The sequence below is a fragment of the Legionella sp. 27cVA30 genome (assembly GCF_024160945.1).
GTDB lineage: Bacteria > Pseudomonadota > Gammaproteobacteria > Legionellales > Legionellaceae > Legionella_A > Legionella_A septentrionalis.
Genome location: NZ_JAMYXK010000001.1, coordinates 553,662 through 577,446 on the forward strand (window position 1 = coordinate 553,662; position 23,785 = coordinate 577,446).

Genomic DNA, 23,785 nt, shown 5'->3' on the forward strand with positions numbered 1-23,785 from the left:
TTATACGCTGCGTATGGTAAATAAAATTAATAAAATAAAACCAATAACGGCTATGGAGCCATGGCCCAGGGCAAATGCCTTGGGAATATTGCCGCCGGTAATGTCTTTATAAAAAAGCACGAAACCGCCTAATGCTGCCAAAATGAAGACAGTTAATGCAGCAAGCGGTCCTTGATAAAAAAAAGAATAAACAATTAACAAAACAATGCCTGTTGCAGCGAAAAAACCGTGGATAATAGCTACGCCTTTAGGGGTATTTTTCCCTTGCAGCACATAACTTAATAAAAATATACCCAATGAGGCAGCAAGAGCAAAAACGATAATGGCTAATATGAGCATGTTTTCTCCAATGCGTCTATTTTTCGTATTTTTTTAAATTAGCTAAGGCCGGTCCCTCAATGAATTCGCCTTCGTGGCTAAAACGGCTGCCGTGGCAAGGACAATCCCAGGTTTTTTCGGCTTCATTCCACTTTACAATGCATTTCATGTGTGGACAAACAGCCGATACGATGTGAACCTGATTCTGGTTGCGGCATACAGCCCATTTTTCACGATTGATTTGCACTATCTTCCCTTCGCCTTCCTGCAAGGCCGCCAAATCATTGTGTTCAGATAAAGGCAAATCCTGCACATATTGGCCTAAAACATTGATATTTTCTTTGCTCACAAAGGGTAAGGAGGTAAATAACTTATGGCGGTTGGCTGCAAATAAGCCTTCCGGAGCAGATTTACCCGCGGCAATCCTATCCGCAATAAAAATCCCTGCTACAGTGCCATATACTAGACCATCGGCAAAATATCCGGTCGCGGCATAAGTGTGATGCGACATGGATGATGCCAAACCAATATAGGGAATATCATCGGCAGATCGATAGTGTTGCGCGGACCACTCATAAGCAAATTCAGCAGCCGGGAAAATCTCCCTAAAGCAAGTCTTAAGCTTGGTAAAATGAGCTTGCATATCGTGTCCTTGCCCCGTTTTATGGTGATCACCAGTCATCATGAGAATATCTGGAGAGGAGCCCTTTACCGCATGCGTACTATATGTATGCTTGGTGTCCAAATCCCATAAATGCACGTCCGTCACCACCGCCTGCTGCTTTAAAAAGGCTGAAACCACATAACTGCGATAGGGCGCGGTAAACATTTGCTTTAAGTTAATTCCAATGGGCGTATGCGTCGCCATGATCACATGCTCTGCAGTTATTTTTCCTTTTTGTGTAGATACAGTACATAATTTATCTTCGCAGTAATGGTCAACCCGGCTGTCTTCGAAAATAAGGCAACCGCGATTGGCTAAATCTTCAGCCATGGAAATGACGTATTGGAGCGGGTTAAATCTGGCTTGGTTTGGTATCAATAAAGCTTTTTTAAATTTAAACTCAAGGGGCAATTCTTGCGTGTACTGGGCATTGATTCCCATCTTATCAAAAAATGCAAATTCTTTTTCTAAAAAAGACGCTTTTTCACCTGCAGTAAAAGCATACCATGGCCTGCGGGTGAAATTGCATTGAATTCCCTTTTCTTGCACATTTTTTTCAATATAATCAATAGCAAATCGCCGATATTGTGCGACTTCGAGAACTGTTTTTTCATCAAATTTTTGCGCGATGGTTTGATAAAAAGGTTGAACCGGAATATAAAGATTTCCCGTAGAGCAAGCTGTAGTCACCCCTCCTATTTTATGGGCTTCAAGGAGGGCCACCTTTTTTCCAGCTAGCAGCAATTGGTTGGCTGCAGTTATCCCGGTAATGCCTCCGCCAATAATGCATACATCCACTTCAATATCCTCTACAAGCTGGGGATAGGAAGCAGAGCTTTTACTTAGTGTTTTCCACAATGCATGGGAGATCATCATCACCTTCCTGGCAATAAGGTTTCCGTCGAAAGAATTGAATTAGTTCTTAGTACGAATGCTATTTAAATTAATCCCATACTAGGAGGTGGACTTTGAAATGTCAAATTGTAAGAAGCGATAAGACACGACGGGGTTTTGTTCAGCCGTTTTATTTTTCCTACTTTTTCAGAGGAAAATCCAAGGCTGTCAAAACACCCATCTGTATATATTTTAGACAAAAAATCCACTTTCGTCCAGTTTCCATGGATTCCTTATCTGTTTTTAATAGACAAGTGATGTAAAAGATTTTCTTAAAACCGCGGGCTTATCATTTGAATTATTGATGCAGCTATTCTATTTTTAAATAGCTAATTATCCATAAGATAGTTGATAATTGGCTTTATTTTTATGCGTAAAAACTCTAATGGAATGACCAAGATAAGGAAATTATCATGAATAAAAATGCCTCTAATTTTAATATCTCTGATGAAAATAAATCCAATAAGAATGCTTTTCACCAACAAATAAAAGAAGAAGCACAAAAAATAAATGGCCACCTTGAAGAACATAAAGAAACCTTCATGAATGCGCTTGAAGGTGTTAAAAGCAAATTCTGTGAAACAATTGAAGCTAAACCATTATCTTCCGTATTAATCGCTGGCGGCATAGGCTTTTTGCTATCTTTTGTTTTACGCCAAAATCATCATCACAAACAGCAATAGGAGAATTTCATGTTTCTTAATAAAGACCAAAATAACCTGATGAAAGAAATGAAATTTCCCTTCATGGACTTAATGGAAAAACAAGTTGACCTTTATTTAAAAAGCGGGCATTTATTATTGGATTACTTTGAAAAAACGTTTTCTTTATTTACTAATAACTTATTTGAAACATCCAATGAATTACGGCGCTCGCAAGAACACATGTCTGCACTCATGAATAATGGCAAAAATGAGAGTAAGGAAAAAAATGCGGCTTCATTCAACACGCAACATTCCATGCCAAATTCTAAAACCAGTGGGGCTAATGCGAAAAAAACGAATAAGTGAATTATTTAGACATGCCCTTAAAGTGGCATGTCTTCTTTTCATCCCTTCTCTATTTCCTTTGGTGGCATTCGCTCAAGAAAACAAACCATTTATAGCCATTATTTCCAACATTCCAGCAGGCATTAAAAGTGAAATGGAAAAATATACCTGGCATCCTGAATGCCCGGTTCCGCTAAACAAACTGAGCTATATCAAAATGCGTTACTGGGGGTTTGATAATAAACCTCACATGGGGGAAATGATTGTCAATAAATCTCTGGCCACTGAAATAACCAAACTTTTTAAATTTCTTTACGAGCATAAATTTCCTATTGAACGCATGGAACTCATGCACCAATTTAAAGGCGATGATGACGCTTCGATGTTAGCAAATAATACCAGTGCCTTTAATTGTCGCGCACTGACGGGATTACCCGGCTCTCCCCCAAATACAGGGGCACTTTAATCGGATTATAGTAATCTAACTCTTTGATTTTGCAGTCAAAAGAGGATTAAAGTGCCGAAGAAAGATATTATCCTAAATTTACCTGGTTATTCAATAACCAAGGTGACAGGAAACAATCCTGTTTTTATACAAATAAGTTATAACCGAGTTGTTCGCGGTTATAACTTATTTGTATAAAAACAGGATTGTTTCCTGTCACCTTGGTTATTGAATAACCAGGTAAATTTAGGATAATATCTTTCTTCGGCACTTTAATCCTCTTTTGACTGCAAAATCAAAGAGTTAGATTACTATAATCCGATTAAAGTGCCCCTGTATTTGGGGGAGAGCCCTAAATAATAATAGCTAGGGATAATGTATGAGCGACAGTATTAAAGGAGCAATTATAGGTGCTGTTGTAACTGCTCTACTGGCTGGATCGATTCAAGTCCTTGCTTGGGTATTTTATTTAGGGAGCTATACCGAAAAAATAAATAACAATTCAGATCAATTGAATACTCTTCAAGTTAAGAATGCAAGCCTCAATTCTAGACTTAACTTACTAACTAATATTTTAACTAGAATCCTAAATAATATTAAAATCACAGAAAGTGAAAAAATTGCGATATATAAAGAAATTCAAGAAACAATTAAAGATGTAAGAGCTTTAAATATAGCAGATGACCAATCTTACACATCAACTAATTATGAAAGTATGGTAAATATTTACACAGAAGAATTAAAAAAATTAAGTGATAGTGTAAAACCATCAGCCTACTAATTCTCCACACAAAATGTATGAATACCCCTTGACTAAATGGCTCTTCCCCAAATCTTGGACACTAATTCCGAAATAAAACCTTGGCTTTTTAGTAGGATCAGATTTTTTAATTAAACTATCCATTATCCGGATACTTCTATTCTATTATTGCCGTACAAGCATAGTCTGTGTCACCGCATTTTCAGCAATAACTCAAAATCTTCATATTGATTTCGGCCATAGAATGGCTGTTTATCTATATGACCCCAGAAAAATTTAGCATCAACTATAATGAAGACATGGGGGAATACAAATGAAAACCTGGATGATTATTGGATGCGCTTTATTTTTATTCTCAAATTGCTTATTTGCAAGAAATTATCCTTGCTCGGGCAGTAAAGGAGGCGTATCTCATTGTCAGAATGGCAAATTTGTTTGTAATGATGGGAGTTTAAGCGCTTCAAAAAAAACCTGTGATCCAGAACTCTACAAGGAAAGTTCTTTCAGTAACGAAAATTCCGAACCAACTGATAATCAGACTAAAGAAATAAGGACATGGGTAGATTCGAATGGCACAACACATTTTAGCTACTAAAAATAACTTAAGATTTATCTCCACTGCAACTCTATTAATATTTTTTATATCAAGTTCACTTGGACAGACAATTTCTGGCTTGGTGATAAAAATTGCTGATGGGGATACCTTGACAATCCTCACTCCAAAAAAAGAACAAGTAAAAATTAGATTGACCGAAATAGACGCACCTGAAAAAAAACAAGCATTTGGTAATGTTTCAAGGCAATCTTTAGCTAAAATTTGTTTCCGAAAAAATGCAGTTATTAATTATGAGAAAGTAGACAGGTATAAAAGGATACTTGGGCGGGTATATTGTAATGGGGTTGATGCTAATGCAGAACAAATCCATCGAGGGATGGCTTGGGTTTACGATAAATATGTTACTAATAAAAGTTTGTATAAATTACAGCTTGAAGCTCAGCAATCAAAAGCCGGGCTTTGGGCGGATCAATATGCTATGCCCCCATGGAATTTTAGAAAAAAATAAAATATTAATTGAGCCAATTATTAGTTTTATTTATTTATCCATTAGACTCAAAATTTGTATTAAAATCTGCATAAGGATAAGAAAAAGGGATATTTATCCTGCGTCACTGCCATTCCCAGCAGTGACGCAGGAATTTTTAACTTCTTTAGTCCTTCGATACCAAGCATCAAAAAGCCACTTGTCCTAACGCACCAGATAAGATAGGACAAAATATTTCCTGTAATGGTATTGCCCTCAGATCCGCACTTTGTTATTTTTTAAATGAAGCATGACTGATGAATCGGTGTAAATCCGATGAAACGCTTAGGCGTCTTATGCTAAGCCACTCTCATTCCCTAACCTTGTGGCGGGACGTATAGTCGGGAAACCCTTCAGGAACCTTTGCCATTCGGTAAAGGGAGTTCTTCGGACTCTAAGTCATTTCATTTGACCATAGATCGGGATAAAGTCCTTTGCTTTATCGCTTGCATTTTATTTATTTTATTGAGGAGAAAAAACCACCAGAAACACCATAGTAGTACCGGCGAGATCGTTTGCCTTATAACGATTGATTTGCCCCCTTCTTCGAGCTTTTACGGCTTTTTCCGGGTTTCAACAAAGAGTGAACCGCTCGACCAACACTAAACAATACACAGGGCAATTTATTTTTTTAACACTTTATTGCAGATAGGAAGATGCGTACACAATCCTTAAGACAATTCGCTAATCGACAAATTAAACTGGACAGGCAAGGCAAATACCTATACAGGAAACACCGTGCTTATGTCATCCGTAAGATGATTGATGATTTGTTTGTTATCCGACAGGTTCCACCTTCTTGGCAGGCCTTGCAGTCTGAGCAAGTTCACAAGCTGGTGCGTTACTGGAAAAAACAAAATGTTAACCCAGTCACCATCATGCGTTATATGACCATTATCCGCCGCTTTTTACAGATGAACGATTGTTCTGTTGCCAATATCGATAACCAATCGCTTGAACTCTCAAGACCTAAAGCAAGGAAAAAAAGGAAAAAAATAATCCCTCCAGATTTTTGGAGGTCACTTAATGACCCTTTAGCAAGAGTAATCATGGGATTACAAACCGAGTTTGGACTAACTTTCAAAGAAGCGATTCTGATTAAACCACGTATTCAAGTCCGTGAGTGTTCTATTGGGATAACCCGAGACATTGCTTTTAACTCCACCGACCGCAGCATACCAATACGAACCGAAAGCCAGAAAGCGGTACTCAATCTTTTTAACTGGCTCACAAAACAATACGGTAATCTGCTCCAATTAAAATCCTATGAAGAAATCCGGATCATCTGGCGCACGCAACTAGCAAAGCACCGTTTATCCAGTACCAAAAGCTGGCGTTATTTGTATGCAAAACAAATGTATTCCAGCCTTCTTCCTGAATGCGGAAATTATAAGACTTGTTTGTTGATACGCGATGAGATGGGAATAAAATCACGCAATACGCTGTGGGTATATCTCAAAGATTAACGGGGACAATTGGGACATTTGGGACAACCCGCCATTGCTGGATTGAAACTGTCCCAACTTGTCCCAGAATTTAAAAATTTTGGGACAATCTAGGGAGCTTATTCCCCACCCCAAATTTTATCCGTAAACACGTATACTCTCGGTGTTCCTACTCCCTTGATTCTTGGTTTATGGGTAGACAATCCATCTGTTGCCGGCTTTAACCAACCTTCATTCATTAACACACGAACCACTGTTCTCGGCTCAAATCCCTGACATAATTCTTTTTTAAATACTTCCGTTAATACCATATACACTCGAAAACCAGCATCATCCGTATAATAAAATCCGGCACGATTCTGAATCCGTTCGTTATTTGGCGTTCTGATATTATCAAACCGACTAGCACCATGAGATTCAAAGAAGGCCCTGACCTGAGCTAATATCACCCTGTCTTCCCGATTACCCTCCATACCAAAATGATCAAGCCATGCTTTATAGCATTTATAAGCAGCATAAAGAGATTCCCCTTCTTTCCAACCGGTCAATCCATATTGGGTGGCCAATTCACCAGCTACAGCTACTAACGCGAATCGACGGGCTACACGGAGAATCTGTCCCGTTGAATCCGGAAAAACAACACTATTCACAAATTCATGCATCGTATCAGCAATGTTAGTTGCAATGGTTTGTTGATTTGCAACTACCTTTTGCAACCATGCCATACCCACAGTACCATAATACTTGCTGGAATATTCCTTTAAGGATAAGGCCATCGTTGCGGGACTGAGTTGATTATGAATTTTTTCAAATATTCCCATGCTTAATCCAGCATCGGCTTCAATATCCGCTAACCGTATTTCTTGTCCAGCATTTGTTTTCTGCCCTGCTCTGGCCATAAGAGACATTAAGGATTCCTCTCCGGCAGAGAGAAAAAACAATGACCATCGAGAAGATGGTTTGACTGTTCCATGACGGGAAGCTCGTGTTTTTCCTTGACCATTAGCCAGCAAATAGGCTGCTTCCCCTGCTTCTTTGGGATCGATCTGACTTAGTTCATCCAGAATCAATAAACTATCATTATGCAGAGCAGCCAACCCCTCAAGACCGTTCGTGGTACTGCGCCATAATCGGCAATAAGCCTGCGGATTACCCCAAACGGAAGCCGCTACTTTTAAAGCAGTACTTTTGCCACTTGAGGAAGCGCCTCTGAAATGAAATCCACCTGAATCTTCACCAGCAATCTTTGCTAAAGCAGGGGCAAAAGCAGTGGAGATGGCAAAAATTAACCGAGAATTCCCAGAAGCAAGTTGACCTATTGATTCTTGCCACTCTTCAACTGTGCCGGATACAGACATTGCTGATTCAACTGCATGGCTATTTTGAAAAACAATTTTCTCGGATGAATGACCAATGGTTTGTGACGCAGTAACAAAGAGGTCTTTATGCCACCCTAGCTTATCCACACAACGTGCTCGGTCTTCTACAGGAAAAACCTGCAAATAGGTAGTCAGTAAATCGCGGGAAATTTTATGGGGCGAGATGGTTAAACCAAGACTAGACAATTCCCTTCTTACTTCGGAAGCATCGCCTTGTAATAAGGCCAAAGGCATTGCCCACTGATGAATGACCCTATCATCATCCTGCCATTCGAGTAATCGACCCCATTCGCCACTTTTAGCATCACGAGTTTTAGCAACCACATGCAAAGGAGAACAAATCCAGCGTGGGGCCATTGGATTACCATCTTTGTCTTTTCCAAGGAAAGACACGCCCTGCTCATTTAATTTAAAACAACCACCCGCGTATTCACAGACTACAGGGTAATTACTGTTCTTGGTTTTTAACTTAATAATTTGATTTTGAAGCATGATATTTCTCCAGCAGAATTCATGGAAAAGAGAAATTCTATCCTTCCCTGAATTACTCTATTTCTATCGTATTTATTCGTTAACCAATGAAAGGAACTGCCCTTCATCACAGGTCGAGCGATAGATTTTCTGTTGTTGGAGAAAAAACAATACGTCACTTTTGCGATACAAAACCTTACGGCCTATTTTGAGATAGGGAACGCCTTTTCCCTCCCAACGATTGCGTTCCAAAAGCTGGGTAGAGCAGTCTAAAACAGCTGCTAAAGTTTGTTGATTAAACAAAGCGGAACTTGGTGCAGATTCAAATTCATTTAAAAGTTGTAAACGAGATGGTTTTTTATTCATATGGAACCTCATCAAATGACTATTCATTCAGCTTAATGCCGACGGTTTGCGTCCTGCTCGATGAAAATCAGTTGACTGTCCGGCCGGTTCCCTTTGTTAGGGATAAAGTCTTGATATTTCATTTTCCTTTGCTTTTACAGTACAGTAGACCGTAAAAACATACAGCTCGTGGGGAGTATTGCTTGTAATTTAAAAGCATGTCAAGCGCTTTCAGGGCTTGGGATCTGATTGATATTAAATGAGATTAAATGATACTAAAAAAATTTTATGGCAGGATTTGTCCCAAGTGTCCCAATTGAATTTTTTTGCATTGGGACACCTAAACCCAATGCTTATGCGATTGTCCCACTTGTCCCCAATGTCCCAGTAATTTTTTTATGACATTAAGGCAATATTTTAATAGCTATCTTCATCCGAAACAAACTCGGTAACTACCTCGGTAACTACCTCGATAACTTCCCCGGTAACTACCTCGGTAACTACCCCGGGACTTCCCCGGTAATTGAGATTCTGCCTTGTTAATATAGTCACCTATGTCTATTACCATTCTGTAGGTTTATATATTTCCGTTCCTGGAATGTTATGTGGTAACTGAGAGTTTCTTAGAAGATTTTGCCTAATCGGTTTGATAAAATCCGCATATTTAACCAGTTCCCTGGATGGTTTTCTCTTATGATCTGTATTTGGAAATACCACACCAATCAATTTGTTTGTTTGATTTTTTACTAATCTAAGTGACTCTGCCAAATCGCTATCGTTCGAGACAATTACTGCACAATCATAAAGATCTAACCATGCATCATTAAGTACATGGAGAGCCAAATTAACATCTGAACCTTTTTCCTCAGTTTTATAGACTTGAATAAACTCAGGTGGTGGGTTTACTACTTTGACAGTAATTTTATGGGTTAAATAATGCCCGTAATAAATTTCTATCTCAGGAATATATTTTTCTAAAGCATTTAAATAATATCGCTGTCTCGTGCGAGATGCTTCATTATCATTTCGGCTGGAAATGTGGGCAGTATAATATTTAATTTTATTTATCTGATGTGATGAATCTAATAAATTCTCAAATAGATGTTTTAAGTCAAGCCATTTGTATGAGGTCTTTTTTAAACAACCATAATAAAGATTGAATCCATCAATGTAGATACTAGTGCGTTTATTATTCATATTTTTACACCAGAAAAAACAAGAGCCTCCGAAGAGGCTCTGTGCCCTAGGAGCAGAGTCCTAGGGGAAGTAGTATTATAATTATACTAGATAATCATTATATCCGTCCAGAATAAATTTTTAAATACTCAATTTCTACATTAGCTGCCATCTGCTTAATCAAAAAATCAGTAATGCGTTGCATTGGCTTTCGTAAACGCTCCACATCTCGCATAATATATCCTGCTGTTACGTCATTGTTCATTTTATGATTTAACAGTCGTTTTAAAGCATACGCTGGTAAATCTAGACTTTCTGCCGTTGTAGCAAAGGTGCGCCTTAAGTCATGCACTGTAAATGATACACCAGATAATTCAGCCACTTTAAGCATGGCCTTTCTAGGTTCCATCAAGTGGCCTGATCTGCTTGGTGCCGGAAAAACAAATTCGTTGGTTTTGAATTGCTTTCTCCTTTGAAATAATTCATAAAGAAAATCAGTCATAGGCAAGGAGTGGACTTCCCTATTCTTGGTATCTTGCACAGTAAAAGTACTAGCCTTGAAATCAATGTCTGACCAACGTAATGAAGCTGCTTCCATTCTTCTTAAACCAGTAAATAAAATTAATAGGAAATAATCTTTCCACATCATAGCCTGAGGGTAATCTTCCTGTTCAGTTAGCCGCTCCAATCCCTCATACCATGCTGCAAGTTGATGACTTTTTATCATTGTATTTTTGCGATCAACTCGATACCAGCTTCGAGTATGAGATAAGTACTCTACTGGATTAACAGCAATAATCGGTTGGCCATCTTCCAGTTGGTATTCATGAACGGCAAAGTTAAAAACAGCCCTCAACACACGCATGGCATAATTAGCACGTGCTTTACTGTTTGTCTGGCCATATTGTACATGACGCTTGGCAACCATTTCTCTGGTTATATTAATTAAGGGTTTATCAAGCCAGTCGGGCATAACCTGACTTAAAATACCCTGATAATCTTTAATGGTGAGCACTTTTAGATCTTTACGCGCTTTCAGATAATCATTGAACACTTCTTTTAAGCTCAGGTTTCTCACTTTATTTGCTTTCTTCTCAGCAATGGGATTGTCGCCTCTGGCTATTTTACCCAACAAATGTTTGGCCTGCTTGCGGGCTTCTTCAGCAGTGATTTGCCCGTACTTTCCAAGGGTCACCCGTTTCACTTTGCCGGCAATTCGGGTTTCAACCACAAAACTTTTAACAGCGTTTGAAGTAACCCGAAGTGCAAAACCTTTTAATTGTTCATCTCTATAAAATACCTGCTCTTTCCCTTCCATTGGTTTGATTTTATCAATGAACGATTTGGTGAGTTTGACTGACTGGTTATTATCCATAAAAACATCCTTCACAAAAATCTCATGTAGACGCCATGTAGACAGATTATTTAAAACCTAGTAAAAATAAAAATATCTGGATATGGCTTAATATACTTGATTTTAAAGGGATATTAAATGATTTTAAAAGTTGATGCGAGAGGTTAAAAGTGAATTATTTAGGACTGAAAATCCTCGTGTCGGCAGTTCGATTCTGCCTCTGGCCACCATGAAATCAATGAGTTACGTTAAAAAATACAAATTTTAGCAATTCCCGGATAGACGCAGTGTAGGCAAACTTATATCTATTTACTCTCCAAAAAACCGGGTTTCCCCCAAATGAACACATCATTACCCATAAGTATAAAAAGCAGTTATTTTTTATAATAATTCGTATACTGCAATGCCCAATAAGTCAGGATGATAAGGGTCTTCCCCAAATCCGGGGGCACTTCACTTATCCGCACAGCACTCTAACTCTCAACCTATAATTTTCAAAATTTCTAAATCCGTAAGCTCTTCTCTGAATCAATTTCATCTTCCGATGAAACCCTTCAGTTATTCCATTGTTCTTCGTAAAGCGAAGCATTCTAACGACTTGGCATCAGAAACACCGTATTCACGACACACATCTTTAACCAGTCGTCCTGATTCTACGGTTTTTAGAATCGTAATTATTTGGCTTTCGTTATATCTCGATTTCTTCATCAAATTCTCCTCGGTAGTTATTATACCCAGAGAACTCTAATTTTGACTGGAACAATTATAAGGGGGGATTACATTCATAGGCGGTTAACTCATAGTCAAAAAAACAAAGTAGAATCAAGCTTTACTTATGGGGTACCGTTTGCTGATTACAAAATAATCCTTGAGTTAGTCGAAGCAGCAGAAGCAACTATTGATCAACACGAAGTAGCTCTATAATAGGTATATGAAGATCACTCCTCCGAACTATCGCTTCAACAAGGCGATATTCTGAGAGTTGATGGTCAATTCGGCCAGTACTTTGGCGAGTTCTACCCTGCTATTCAACCATCCGATAGTAAAATTGAATATATTATGGTTCTAAGTCAATCCTGCGATCTTATTAGAGTAAAAAAGCGTAAACCAAAACTTAGCTACGTTAATGTCTGCTTGGTCAGAAGGCTAAGCTCTGTTATTAAACGCTTAATTAAGGATGAGATAAAGCCAACAGAAATGGGAAGTAAAAAGATACTCGCACGTGATGCACTGGATCAGCTCAAAGATAAACTCTCAAAACTGCTTAATAATAACGATCAAAAAACACATTCTTCCTTCCTAAAGAAACCGATCAAGTTAACGTTGATGAACTCATTCAAGAATATGAAGCATTAAATGAATTAGTTTTGACTTAATCTGAAATAACTTATTGAAAAGTTGAGAGTTTCCGGTTTTGATAGAAGTGCGAACTTTTAATCAAACCAAGAAGAAAACTCTCATGATAGATAATAGCGTTAAAATCATTAAAACATAAAGTTGGACTTCTCAATCTTGCTGAGGAATTAGGTAATGTGTCGAAAGCCTGTAAAGTAATGGGTTTATCAAGGGATACATTTTATCGCTATAAATCAGCAGTAGATGAAAGCGGTGTCGAAGCTTTATTCGATCAAAGACGCAGAAAACCAAATGTTAAAAATAGAGTAGATGAATCGATTGAAGAAGCAGTAAAAGCCTACGCTATTGAGTACCCTGCACATGGCCAACAACGCACCAGCAATGAATTACGTAAACAAGGTATTTTTGTTCTGGAAGTGGAGTACGAAGTGTTTGGCTGCGCCATCAATTAGCTAATTTTAAAGATCGCTTGAAAGCCTTGGAAGCAAAGGTAGCATCCGAAGGGATTATTTTAACAGAGGCTCAAGTTATCGCATTAGAGAAAAAGAAGTTTGACGACGAAGCCTGCGGTGAAATAGAAACAGCTCATCCTGGTTACCTGGGCTCTCAAGATACTTTTTATGTTGGCACGCTCAAAGGCGTAGGGCGTATCTATCAGCAAACCTTGTAGATACATACAGTAAAGTTGCATTTGCCAAGCTTTATACAACTAAAACACCCATCACCTCGGCAGATATTCTTAATGACAAGGTTCTCCCTTTCTTTGAGCAGCATTCATTACCTATGCTACGTATTTTAAGGGATAGAGGAACAGAATATTGTGGTAAGGTGGAACAACATGATTATCAGCTTTATTTAGCGATAAATAACATTGATCACACGCGAACAAAAGCAAATTCTCCGCAAACTAATGGGATCTGCGAACGTTTCCATAAAACGATTTTACAAGAGTTTTATCAGGTAACATTTCGTAAGAAAATTTACGAAACTATCGATGAGTTGCAAAAAGATCTGGACGAATGGCTGCAATATTATAATAATGAGCGAACTCATCAGGGCAAAATGTGTTGTGGACGTACTCCAATACAAACTTTGATGGATAGCAAACAAATCTGGATGGAAAAATTTATAAACTAAATTTGACCTGACAGACACTTCTAAAAAACCGGCAACTGTCAGATCAAGTTTAAACTACTACACATTAAAGATCAGTAAATCTTGCAAGCAGAGATTATACGCCCCTGAAAACCATTGGAGAACGTGATTTTTTAGAAACTATATGAATAAAGATAACAATCAAATGAGTGGGTATATTGATGCAATACTCTATGTGGTGCTTGCATCAATTGCTTTTGTCTTTCTTGATGATCTCTGCAGTGATGTTGAGCCATTGACGGCTTTGTTTGTGATGAGTGGCATTGCAATATTTTGCTTCAATGTACTCTGTTTAAAACATTTAAAAACGGTCTACGACGCTATTTTACAAAATCCATTTTTATTTTTAATGATGTCTACGGCTCTTGGATTAGACTGGCTGTGCATGGTTTATGCGACCTATCTCTCCGACCCTTTTATCACCATGACATCACTTTTTATTGCTTCAGCTTTTTTAGGCTTTTTCAGTCTGTATCGTAAAAGCGGCAAATCGTCGTATTGCTGGAGTATGTTTATCTTACTGAGTTCAATTCTAATTTTATTTTTCAAATATGAAATAAAAAAGCCTGGTAATACTCTGTCTGGAATCTTGCTTGGAATTTTGGCTGGCATTGCTTTTTATGTTTATATGTTGACTTCTGAAAAGCTAAGCACACGGGCTAAATTAACCTCATTACAAATTTTAGCAACACGTTTTTGGGTTTTATTCATTGGCTCATCATTTTTTATACATCTTAATACACTCCATACAACGCTCAGAGATAATACCCTACCCTTAATTGCAGTGGGCATTGGGTCTTTAGTAATGCCTATATTCTTCAACCAACAAGCAATACAAAAATTGGGTGCTGCTACAGCTTCCGTTATTATAAGCCTTGTCCCATTAACAACTTATTTAATCTATGCATTTTGGAGTGGTAGTCTAGTATTTACAAATCTATTAATCGGGCTTGTAATCACATCAGCCCTAGCGCTACCAAAAATTGTTAGCGCACGCTCTTAATATTATTAAGTCAAAAAAATAAGATATCATCTTTACTGAAGTGATGGGTTAATTCTAAACTCTACAAATTCCTCTTCGGGAGATCGTCGTATTTGAGTACGACATCGTACGACACAGTACGCCATTTGTAGGAAAAACCCTCGGAAAAATTTATAATAAAATCAAGTAGTTAATATTGTAAAGCATGACTCATAATCCGTTGGTCCTAGGTTCAAGTCCTAGTGGGCCAACCAATTTAAGCCTTTAAATCAATAAGTTACGCTGATTACCTGTTTTAATACAAAGTTCTTGCGTGACTTTTGCGTGCCTAAGTCACGTAATTACAAACTTAATTGACTATCCCTTAGAGTATTTTGACTTGCAGGTCTACTCTTAGGGTTTCGCAATAATGTTAATATCACACCGCTTTTACGATTCTCACAACCTATAATGAATTATAGGAAACTGGTAAAGAGAATGCCAGAAATATCAGAATTTAGGAGAAAATATGAAAACTATCGGCTATGCAGCTCACTCACCAGATGCTATGCTTGTCCCTTTCAATTTTGAACGGCGCGCGCTTCGCTCCAATGACGTAGCAATTGAAATTCTCTATTGCGGAATATGTCATTCAGATCTTCATCAAGTTAAAAATGACTGGGAATTTAGTCAATATCCGATGGTGCCTGGACACGAAATTGTTGGAAAGGTGATTGATATTGGTTCTGAAGTTAAAAAATACAAGATCGGTGATAATGTTGCCATAGGCTGTATGGTGGATAGTTGCCTTAAATGTGATCAATGCAAAAAAGGTGAAGAGCAATTTTGTCGAGAAGGAAATACTCAAACTTATAACACGCCTGATCGTATTTCTGGTCAATTAACATTTGGTGGCTACTCAAAGCATATCGTTACCCGCGAAGAGTTCGTACTTTCCGTTCCTGATACGCTTGATATAAGTCGCGCAGCACCCATCCTATGTGCAGGAATTACAACATTTTCGCCTTTACGCAATTATCAGGTAGGTCCTAATAGCCATGTTGGAGTTATCGGCCTTGGAGGACTTGGTCATATGGCAGTAAAACTTGCTAAAGCTATGGGGGCCTCTGTCACCGTGCTGACTCATTCAGAAAGAAAATTGGAGAAAGCAAAAGCATTAGGTGCCAATAATATCCTACTTTCCACTGATGAAGACACAATGCTCCGTGCAGCAAATTCATTGGATATTATTATCAATACCATACCAGTCAAACATGATATTACCCCATATATTCCTTTACTGGATATCAAAGGAACACTTGTTATGGTGGGACAAGTTGGCCCATTAGACGAGCCGAATATAATGCCCTTAATTCTAGGTAATCGCAGTATAGCAGGATCTGTAATTGGTGGAATTTCACAAACACAGGAGGTTTTAGATTTCTGTGCGGAACACAATATTCATCCTGAATGTGAAATGATCCGGATGGATCAAATTAATGATGCTTTTATGCGTTTGAAAAAGGGTGATGTGTCTCATCGAATTGTTATCGACATGTCAACACTTGAGCTAGCATAAAAGTGTTTATATTTAGACTACAGTAAACGAGCCGAGGTAAAAGATATATCAATTGAATTTAAGAGCCATGGATGCCGTCATTGTATAGATGGTAGACAAATGATTGAAAGTGTTTCTCATAATGTAGGAAGTGATGATCATGGCGCAAACAAACAATCTTACCTCTTTTTCTGTTATGGGTGAGCAGGATTGTTCTCCTGATGAAAGGACTTATATAAGCTTGCTAAGCTTTTGGAAAAATATGCCCCTTATAATGGCCGTTTCAATTTAAACGAAGAGGGATTACATGTTTTTAGAGCCTCAAAAACAACAGATGAAGAAACATATAACCTGGCTCAACCTGGTATATGTATCGTAGCCCAAGGTGCAAAGTCTGTTTCTCTAACCAATAATTATTTTAAATATGATCACTCCAACATGGTAGTTTATGCCGCAGAAGTTCCTATAAACGTAAAGGTCATAAAGGCCAGCATAGATAAACCCTATCTTTGCTTAGTTATTCCAATTGACCCGCATAAGTTAGCTGAACTTATTTTAAAAATTTTTCCTCATGGTGTCCCCAAAAGTCAGATGTTTGCCCAATTTATGTGGGGCAGAACAACTTAAGTATTGTGAGAGCAGCTATTCGTTTGATGGAACTCATTGTTGATCAAAAAGATGCCGATTTACTTGTGCCTTTAATGATTGATGAAATTCTTATTCGTTTATTGCGTGGTTCAATCGGTTCCGCAATTGCTCAGATTGGTATAACAGATTCCAATACCCCAAAAATTTCGAAAGCGATTTCATGGCTTAAAAACAATTATAACCGAACTATTAAAATAGAAGAGCTTGCTAAAATCGCAGGGATGAGTCTCTCTTCCTTTCATACTCATTTTAAAAAACTGACTTTAATGAGTCCACTCCAATTTCAAAAAATATTACGGTTGGAGGAAGCACGCAACCTAATGATTTCGAAAATGATGGATGTCACCAGTGTCAGTTTTCACGTTGGATATTCGAGCGTATCACAGTTCAGTCGTGAGTATAGTCGTTACTTCGGCAGATCGCCGGCCAAAGATATTAGGCCGAATCAGCAGAAGTAAGCATTAATGATAGGAGAATTTTATGAAAATGGAAAAGACAAAAATATGGAGACTTATGGCCATAGCGATAGGAGCATTATTTATAACGACAACAATCGCCAAAGCTCAAGATCTGTCCCACGGAGCTAACAATTTTTATACAAGCGATAAGGTGACAGTACAGAAAGTTACATTCAAGAATCAATACAACATGAAGGTTGTTGGTAATCTTTTTACTCCCAAAGATATGAAAAAAGGAACAAAGAACCCTGCCATTATTGTGGGGCATCCTATGGGAGCAGTGAAGGAGCAAAGCGCAAATTTGTATGCCACTAAACTTGCAGAACAAGGTTTTGTGACATTGGCAGTAGATTTATCATTTTGGGGCGAAAGCGAGGGCAAATCTCGTAATGCCGTCTTGCCAGATCTGTATTCAGAAACATTTAGCGCTGCTGTGGACTACCTGGGTACTCAACCCTTCATAGACAGAAATCGCATAGGGGTACTTGGTATTTGCGGAAGCGGTAGCTTCGTTATCAGTGCCGCTAAGATTGACCCACGTATGAAAGCGATTGCGACGGTGGGTATGTATGACATGGGTGCCGCAAGCCGCAATGGACTTAATAAGTCACAATCTATAGAGGAAAGGAAAAAGATCATCGCGGAAGCTGCCGAACAGCGTTGGATTGAAGCTTCAGGCGGAGAAACGAAGTACACAAGTGGTACCGTTCATGAACTAACAGCAACGACCCATCCTATCCAGAAAGAGTTCTATGACTTCTATCGCACTTCACGTGGAGAGTTTACACCTAAAGGTTCCTTCTCAAAATTGACAACACACCCGACACTTTCGAGCAATACAAAGTTTATGAACTTTTATCCATTCATTGACATTGAGACAATTTCACCTCGGCCAATGATGTTCATTACTGGAGATAAAGCTCATTCCAAAGAGTTTAGTGAAGAGGCTTACAAGCTTGCTGGGGAACCAAAAGAGCTTGTCATCGTTCCAAATGCTGGACATGTTGATCTTTATGATCGTGTGGATTTGATTCCATTTGATAAACTGACAAAGTTCTTTAAGGAAAACTTGTAAATTGAATGAACATTTTATGGAGAAAGTGATGAACAAAACATATGATGGCAAAATAGTTTTTATAACTGGTGGAGGAAGTGGGATTGGACGTGCTACTGCCTTGGCCTTTGCTCGTGAAGGAGCAAGTGTGGTCGTAACGGACTTAGCTGATGAAGGTATAAAGCAAACAGTTAGCTTGATCGAGGCGTCTGGTGGACGTGCACTTGCTCTTAAGTGTGATGTAACAAAGGCCGACGATATACGATCGGCCCTTCAAGAGACAATTGAAACATTTGGCCGTCTCGATGTAGCTTTTAACAATGCTGGTATCGAATACGAAACTAAATCTGCCTCAGACATTACAGAAGATGAATGGGATAAGATTATGAATGTTGATCTTCGTGGTGTCTTTTTATGTATGAAGTATCAGATTCCATTGATGCTACATAACGGAGGCGGTGCAATTGTGAATAACTCCTCTGGGGCTGGTGTCAAGGGATTTAAAGGTGGGGCCGCTTACGTCGCTGCAAAACATGGAGTGATTGGGCTCACAAAGGCTGCAGCACTAGACTATGCGTCTTCCAATATGCGTATCAATGCAATCTGCCCAGGAATTATTGATACCGCGATGATGGATCGCTTCGTTGGCAATTTCGCAGAAGGTCGTCAGGCAGTGATCGACCAAGAGCCTATCGGAAGAATGGGAAGACCGGAAGAAATTGCGGCAGCCGTTCTGTGGCTTTGTTCGGATGCAGCGGCATTTATGGTTGGTCATGCAATGGTTGTCGATGGTGGACAAACAGTTTAACGCGTTATGTTTAGGCAGAAAGTAATTAGACAGACAATCTTGTCTTATATTTCAGTTATTAAGAAAAGATTGTCCTTCTGCTAAAAAAAGTACAAGAAAACGATAATATATTTTACGTGCTAGGAAATCACTTCTCATTAATTTAGTTATTGAAAAATGGAGCTAATGAATCTTGATCCTACCTCGAAAAACCGGACACCCACTTTATGCAACCATGCCAAATTTGCTAGGGGTCTGAAACCCTAAAGTTGAATGGATGCGTTTGCGATTGTAAAACACCTCAATATAATCGAATAGAGCTAATTGAGCCTCCTTTCTGGTTTTATAAGTCATCCCATAAATGGTCTCCACTTTCAAAGTATGATAAAAGCTTTCCATGACCAATGGAATAACTGAAGGGTTTCATCGGAAGATGAAATTGATTCAGAGAAGAGCTTACGGATTTAGAAATTTTGAAAATTATAGGTTGAGAGTTAGAGTGCTGTGCGGATAAGTGAAGTGCCCCCGGATTTGGGGAAGACCCGAAATTTTGAAAATTATAGGTTGAGAGTTAGAGTGCTGTGCGGATAAGTGAAGTGCCCCCGGATTTGGGGAAGACCCGAAATTTTGAAAATTATAGGTTGAGAGTTAGAGTGTTGTGCGGATGAGTGAAGTGCCCCCGGATTTGGGGAAGACCCCTTCCGGGCCATGCACATCAGTGTACTGGCCTATGCTATGAAGTGATTGCCGTGCTTGACTTAAAAGTGGCGCGCCCGGAAGGATTCGAACCTCCGACCCCCTGGTTCGTAGCCAGATACTCTATCCAACTGAGCTACGGGCGCGTTTTTCTTGGCGGAGAGAGAGGGATTCGAACCCTCGATGGGATTTTGTCCCATACTCCCTTAGCAGGGGAGCGCCTTCGACCACTCGGCCATCTCTCCGTTCAATGGTGACGAAGTATAGCAGGTATTAACTTGCCGTCAACACCGAATTGAAATTTAGATGAATTTTATGAATATTACTAACCGTTTTTTAGTTTCCAAAACCATGCGATTGCTGCTATCTTTAGTTGGCACGAAAATGGCAGTTTTGCAGTAGGGACGTATCAGGAGGAGTAATGAAGCAGAAGTCAAATTTGAATGGAAGAGAGGTTTATGTCGTTGACGGCAATCGCACGCCTTTCTTGAAGGCAAAGGGTGTTGGCCCTTTTAGCGGATCAGATTTAGCAGTAGCGGCCGGCGTACCTTTATTAAATCGACAGCCTTTCTTGCCAACCGATTTAGATGAAGTCATCATTGGTTCGGCTATGCCTGGGCCAGATGAAGCGAATATTGCCCGGGTTGCTTCCTTAAGATTAGGCTGCGGTGAGAGAGTCCCGGCATTTACAGTAATGAGGAATTGTGCGTCTGGAATGCAAGCGCTGGATAATGCCGCCCTGCAAATTGCAAGCGGGCGTAGTGATTTAATATTGGCAGGCGGGACAGATGCCATGAGCCATGCTCCCTTACTGTTTAATCAAAAAATGGCTGCATGGCTTGCACAATGGTATTCAGCTAAAAATGTGCAGCAGCGCTTGGGTTTGATGACCCGATTTCGCCCTTCCTACCTGGCTCCTGTTATCGCCCTGTTGCGTGGGCTAACGGATCCCATTGTGGGTCTTAATATGGGACAAACTGCAGAAAAACTAGCTTATCGCTTCAATATCACTCGCGAACAAATGGATCAGTTTGCCTATGAAAGCCATATGCGTTTGTCGCATGCTTATGCAGAAGGCCGTATGACTGAAGTTACTCCCATGATTGATCCTGCTGGTAAATTATATTTGCAAGACAATGGCATACGTGCCGATTCCAGTGTCGAGAAGCTGGCTACATTAAAACCATTTTTTGATAAGTACGGGATGGTGACTGCTGGGAATAGTTCGCAGGTTACCGATGGCGCATGTTTATTACTGCTTGCAAGCGCTGAAGCGGTTAAAAAGTTCAATTTGCCGGTGTTGGGACGCATAGTCGATTCCCAATGGGCTGCCTTGGATCCTGCACAAATGGGGCTTGGTCCTGTGCATGCAGCCACTCCCATCATGCAGCGGCATAATTTACAGCCGAATGATTTTGACTGTTGGGAAATCAATGAAGCGTTTGCCGCACAGGTATTGGCTTGTCTGGCCGCTTGGGATGATGAGGAATATTGCCGCACGCAGCTGGGATTAAAAGACGTCATGGGCTCGCCTTCCCTGGATCGTTTAAATAAAGACGGTGGAGCAATCGCTGCCGGCCATCCAATTGGAGCCAGTGGCGCGCGCATTGTTTTGCATGTGTTAAAAAATTTAGAGCAGCATAATGGGAAACGTGGCATGGCTGCCATTTGCATTGGCGGGGGGCAGGGCGGAGCTATGTATCTGGAGCGGGTGACTGAGGTGATAGGACATGAATAATTATAAACATTGGGAAGTATCTCATGATGATGATCACATTGTCTGGTTGGGACTGGATCGAAAAGATACGACGGTAAATAGTTTAAATGATGAAGTATTGGACGAACTCAATGGTTTGCTGCAAGAACTCGCTCAAACAAATATTACTAAAGGCTTGATCATCTATTCAGCAAAGAAAAAGGGCTTTATTGCCGGCGCCGATGTGAATGAATTTTCAAAATTTAGTGATCCGGGCCGTGCAGTGGATTTTTTGCGAAAGGGTCAGGCTGTTTTTTCCCGTATCGAAGCCCTGCCATTCCCTACCATTGCTATGATTGACGGTTTTTGCATGGGGGGAGGGCTTGAATTGGCATTGGCTTGCGATTATCGCATTGCAACGGATGATAGGGATACGCGGTTGGGATTGCCAGAAGTATTGTTGGGTATTCACCCCGGCTGGGGCGGTACAGTGCGTCTACCCAAATTAATTGGCGGCTTTCATGCATTGTCGCAAGTCATATTACCCGGCGCTTCGCTTTCGGCTACCAGTGCCAAAGCGTTGGGGCTTGTGGATGATGTGGTGCCGCTTCGCCAATTAAAACGTGCAGCCATTCATTTTATTAATAAGAAGCCCCGTAAGCACAAACCCAGTTTTTGGCAATCTTTAAGCAATTATTCTTGGGCTCGCATGCTCCTGGCCAAAGTTTTCAGGCGCCAATTGGCTAAAAAGGTAAGGAAAGAACATTATCCTGCTCCTTATGCTGTAGTGGATTTATGGGAGAAGGAAGGTGGGTTTGACGATCGGGCATACCTGAAAGAAGCGGATTCTGTAGAGCAATTGATCACGAAAAATGACACTGCTACGAACCTGATTCGTGTGTTCCAATTACGTGAACGCATGAAAGGCTTTGCCAAAAACAATGATTTTCATGCCCGTTATGTCCATGTCATAGGGGCTGGCGTAATGGGTGGGGACATTGCTGCCTGGTGTGCTTTGCGTGGTTTGCGCGTAACATTACAAGACCGATCATTTGAGCAGCTGGCACCGGCGATTGCGCGGGCTCATGCTTTATTTAAGAAGAAACTGCGCAAGCCCAGACTTATTCAAGCAGCCATGGATCGCCTGATACCTGATCCGGATGGATTTGGCATATCACGTGCTGATGTCATCATTGAAGCGGTGTTTGAAAATTTGAATGTGAAACAACAAATTTTTAAGCAAATAGAAAAACAAGCCAAGCCTGAAGCAATTATTGCTACGAATACTTCGAGCATTCCCTTGGATGAAATCAGTGCAGTGATGGAAAATCCGCAGCGGTTGGTAGGAATTCACTTTTTCAACCCGGTTGCAAAAATGGAATTAGTAGAAATAGTCAGTGGCTTGAACACTGCAGAATTGGTACAAAAACAAGCGTGCACATTTGTCGGCCAAATTGGGCGCCTGCCTTTACCGGTTAAATCGAGCCCCGGGTTTTTAGTAAACAGAGTCCTGATGCCTTATTTAATGGAGTGCGTGCAGTTATTGGATGAGGGTTACCGTGCGGAAGTCATTGACGAGGCGGCGAAATCATTTGGCATGGTTATGGGGCCTGTGGAATTGGCTGATACGGTTGGTATGGATGTGTGCCTTGCCGTCGCAGAAAACTTGACTGCGCATTTTGGAGGAACCGTTCCGCAAAAATTGCGCGACATGGTGCAAGCTGGTAAGCTGGGTCGGAAATCCGGTGAAGGGTTTTACCGTTATAAAAATGGAAAACCCGTTAAGCAGAAAATAAGCCAGTCCAGCAGTAATCAAGAAATTGCCGATCGATTAATTTTACGCATGGTGAATGAAGCTGCTGCTTGCCTACGCGAGGGTGTAGTTGCCGATGCTGATTTATTAGACGGCGGTATGATTTTTGGTGCAGGTTTTGCTCCATTTCGCGGTGGGCCCATGCATTATGCAAAACAGTTTGGGCACGATAAACTCAATGAGTTGTTTGCTAAGCTCGAAACCCAGTACGGGGATCGTTTTAAGGTAGACGTTAATTTAAATTAATACTCTATCAGGATGGGCAATCAAAGAATTGCCCA

Annotated in this window: 23 protein-coding genes, 2 tRNA genes and 4 pseudogenes; 17 read left to right on the forward strand and 12 right to left on the reverse strand. The window is 39.9% G+C overall.

Features of this window, described 5'->3' with window-relative positions; genetic code table 11:
- Window positions 1-339, reverse strand: a complete 339-nt coding sequence (locus NKV53_RS02445) for a hypothetical protein (protein WP_126953989.1) — start codon at window positions 337-339, stop codon at window positions 1-3.
- Window positions 340-355: 16 nt separating this feature from the next.
- On the reverse strand, window positions 356-1,858 hold the full coding sequence (locus NKV53_RS02450; protein WP_127057036.1) for an FAD-dependent oxidoreductase: 1,503 nt from the start codon (window positions 1,856-1,858) through the stop codon (window positions 356-358).
- Between the two features lie 431 nt (window positions 1,859-2,289).
- Here NKV53_RS02450 and NKV53_RS02455 point away from each other — a divergent pair, with 431 nt between their 5' ends.
- From NKV53_RS02455 to NKV53_RS02485, 7 genes are all read left to right on the forward strand, one after another.
- Window positions 2,290-2,559 (forward strand): hypothetical protein, encoded by a 270-nt coding sequence (locus tag NKV53_RS02455; RefSeq protein ID WP_127057035.1) that lies wholly within the window; start codon window positions 2,290-2,292, stop codon window positions 2,557-2,559.
- A gap of 9 nt (window positions 2,560-2,568) precedes the next feature.
- Complete coding sequence (locus NKV53_RS02460; protein ID WP_127111375.1) at window positions 2,569-2,886, forward strand: hypothetical protein; 318 nt, start codon at window positions 2,569-2,571, stop codon at window positions 2,884-2,886.
- Complete coding sequence (locus tag NKV53_RS02465; RefSeq protein ID WP_253350636.1) at window positions 2,864-3,331, forward strand: hypothetical protein; 468 nt, start codon at window positions 2,864-2,866, stop codon at window positions 3,329-3,331. The genes NKV53_RS02460 and NKV53_RS02465 overlap by 23 nt, the downstream gene beginning before the upstream one ends.
- 358 nt (window positions 3,332-3,689) lie before the next feature.
- Window positions 3,690-4,091 carry a hypothetical protein gene (locus tag NKV53_RS02470; RefSeq protein WP_253350638.1) on the forward strand — a complete coding sequence of 134 codons (402 nt, stop codon included), beginning with the start codon at window positions 3,690-3,692 and terminating at the stop codon, window positions 4,089-4,091.
- Between the two features lie 292 nt (window positions 4,092-4,383).
- The gene (locus NKV53_RS02475) at window positions 4,384-4,665 is read left to right on the forward strand and encodes a hypothetical protein (RefSeq protein WP_253350640.1); all 282 of its coding nucleotides are present in this window, start codon (window positions 4,384-4,386) and stop codon (window positions 4,663-4,665) included.
- On the forward strand, window positions 4,640-5,134 hold the full coding sequence (locus tag NKV53_RS02480) for a thermonuclease family protein (protein WP_253350642.1): 495 nt from the start codon (window positions 4,640-4,642) through the stop codon (window positions 5,132-5,134). The genes NKV53_RS02475 and NKV53_RS02480 overlap by 26 nt, the downstream gene beginning before the upstream one ends.
- 674 nt (window positions 5,135-5,808) lie before the next feature.
- Window positions 5,809-6,618, forward strand: a complete 810-nt coding sequence (locus NKV53_RS02485) for an integrase (protein ID WP_253350644.1) — start codon at window positions 5,809-5,811, stop codon at window positions 6,616-6,618.
- Window positions 6,619-6,716: 98 nt separating this feature from the next.
- Here the strand turns inward: NKV53_RS02485 and NKV53_RS02490 are convergent, their stop codons facing one another.
- The 7 genes and pseudogenes from NKV53_RS02490 to NKV53_RS02515 all read right to left on the reverse strand — a co-directional run.
- Window positions 6,717-8,468: a DUF927 domain-containing protein gene (locus tag NKV53_RS02490; RefSeq protein ID WP_127057610.1), complete on the reverse strand. Its 1,752-nt coding sequence runs from the start codon at window positions 8,466-8,468 to the stop codon at window positions 6,717-6,719.
- A gap of 72 nt (window positions 8,469-8,540) precedes the next feature.
- Window positions 8,541-8,813 (reverse strand): DNA-binding protein, encoded by a 273-nt coding sequence (locus NKV53_RS02495; protein WP_127057609.1) that lies wholly within the window; start codon window positions 8,811-8,813, stop codon window positions 8,541-8,543.
- A 396-nt stretch (window positions 8,814-9,209) separates the two neighbouring features.
- On the reverse strand, window positions 9,210-9,344 hold the full coding sequence (locus NKV53_RS11870; protein ID WP_256478728.1) for a hypothetical protein: 135 nt from the start codon (window positions 9,342-9,344) through the stop codon (window positions 9,210-9,212).
- Between the two features lie 9 nt (window positions 9,345-9,353).
- Window positions 9,354-9,989 (reverse strand): NYN domain-containing protein, encoded by a 636-nt coding sequence (locus NKV53_RS02500; RefSeq protein ID WP_127057608.1) that lies wholly within the window; start codon window positions 9,987-9,989, stop codon window positions 9,354-9,356.
- 97 nt (window positions 9,990-10,086) lie between these two features.
- Window positions 10,087-11,343 (reverse strand): site-specific integrase, encoded by a 1,257-nt coding sequence (locus NKV53_RS02505; RefSeq protein WP_253350645.1) that lies wholly within the window; start codon window positions 11,341-11,343, stop codon window positions 10,087-10,089.
- A gap of 436 nt (window positions 11,344-11,779) precedes the next feature.
- Window positions 11,780-11,923 (reverse strand): annotated as a pseudogene (locus tag NKV53_RS02510) (transposase); the annotation flags it as partial.
- A pseudogene (locus NKV53_RS02515) lies at window positions 11,923-12,030 on the reverse strand (transposase); the annotation flags it as partial. The pseudogenes NKV53_RS02515 and NKV53_RS02510, both read right to left, overlap by 1 nt.
- 758 nt (window positions 12,031-12,788) lie before the next feature.
- On the opposite strand from NKV53_RS02515, the pseudogene NKV53_RS02520 reads away from it, so the two are divergent.
- From NKV53_RS02520 to NKV53_RS02550, 7 genes and pseudogenes are all read left to right on the forward strand, one after another.
- Window positions 12,789-13,815, forward strand: a pseudogene (locus NKV53_RS02520) (IS481 family transposase).
- A gap of 142 nt (window positions 13,816-13,957) precedes the next feature.
- On the forward strand, window positions 13,958-14,836 hold the full coding sequence (locus NKV53_RS02525; protein ID WP_127057600.1) for an EamA family transporter: 879 nt from the start codon (window positions 13,958-13,960) through the stop codon (window positions 14,834-14,836).
- Between the two features lie 487 nt (window positions 14,837-15,323).
- Entirely contained in the window at window positions 15,324-16,373 is a 1,050-nt protein-coding gene (locus NKV53_RS02530) for an NAD(P)-dependent alcohol dehydrogenase (protein ID WP_127057601.1), read from the forward strand.
- Window positions 16,374-16,604: 231 nt separating this feature from the next.
- Complete coding sequence (locus NKV53_RS02535) at window positions 16,605-16,979, forward strand: AraC family transcriptional regulator (RefSeq protein WP_253350646.1); 375 nt, start codon at window positions 16,605-16,607, stop codon at window positions 16,977-16,979.
- A gap of 5 nt (window positions 16,980-16,984) precedes the next feature.
- Window positions 16,985-17,458 (forward strand): helix-turn-helix domain-containing protein, encoded by a 474-nt coding sequence (locus NKV53_RS02540; protein WP_253350807.1) that lies wholly within the window; start codon window positions 16,985-16,987, stop codon window positions 17,456-17,458.
- A 22-nt stretch (window positions 17,459-17,480) separates the two neighbouring features.
- The gene (locus NKV53_RS02545) at window positions 17,481-18,533 is read left to right on the forward strand and encodes an alpha/beta hydrolase (protein WP_127057603.1); all 1,053 of its coding nucleotides are present in this window, start codon (window positions 17,481-17,483) and stop codon (window positions 18,531-18,533) included.
- Window position 18,534: 1 nt separating this feature from the next.
- Window positions 18,535-19,320, forward strand: a complete 786-nt coding sequence (locus NKV53_RS02550) for an SDR family oxidoreductase (RefSeq protein WP_199737879.1) — start codon at window positions 18,535-18,537, stop codon at window positions 19,318-19,320.
- A gap of 204 nt (window positions 19,321-19,524) precedes the next feature.
- Here NKV53_RS02550 and NKV53_RS02555 read toward each other — a convergent pair whose 3' ends face one another.
- Window positions 19,525-19,698, reverse strand: a complete 174-nt coding sequence (locus tag NKV53_RS02555; RefSeq protein WP_371923150.1) for an IS3 family transposase — start codon at window positions 19,696-19,698, stop codon at window positions 19,525-19,527.
- A 1-nt stretch (window position 19,699) separates the two neighbouring features.
- Between NKV53_RS02555 and NKV53_RS02560 the strand changes: the two are divergent.
- Window positions 19,700-19,813 (forward strand): annotated as a pseudogene (locus tag NKV53_RS02560) (transposase); the annotation flags it as partial.
- Window positions 19,814-20,064: 251 nt separating this feature from the next.
- On the opposite strand, the gene NKV53_RS02565 reads toward NKV53_RS02560, so the two are convergent.
- A tRNA-Arg gene (locus NKV53_RS02565) sits at window positions 20,065-20,141 on the reverse strand.
- 8 nt (window positions 20,142-20,149) lie between these two features.
- Window positions 20,150-20,240 (reverse strand) — tRNA-Ser (locus tag NKV53_RS02570).
- A 176-nt stretch (window positions 20,241-20,416) separates the two neighbouring features.
- Between NKV53_RS02570 and NKV53_RS02575 the strand changes: the two genes are divergently transcribed.
- Window positions 20,417-21,733 carry an acetyl-CoA C-acetyltransferase gene (locus NKV53_RS02575; RefSeq protein WP_253350647.1) on the forward strand — a complete coding sequence of 439 codons (1,317 nt, stop codon included), beginning with the start codon at window positions 20,417-20,419 and terminating at the stop codon, window positions 21,731-21,733.
- The gene (locus NKV53_RS02580; protein WP_127033245.1) at window positions 21,726-23,750 is read left to right on the forward strand and encodes a 3-hydroxyacyl-CoA dehydrogenase NAD-binding domain-containing protein; all 2,025 of its coding nucleotides are present in this window, start codon (window positions 21,726-21,728) and stop codon (window positions 23,748-23,750) included. The genes NKV53_RS02575 and NKV53_RS02580 overlap by 8 nt, the downstream gene beginning before the upstream one ends.
- Window positions 23,751-23,785: the final 35 nt, after the last annotated feature.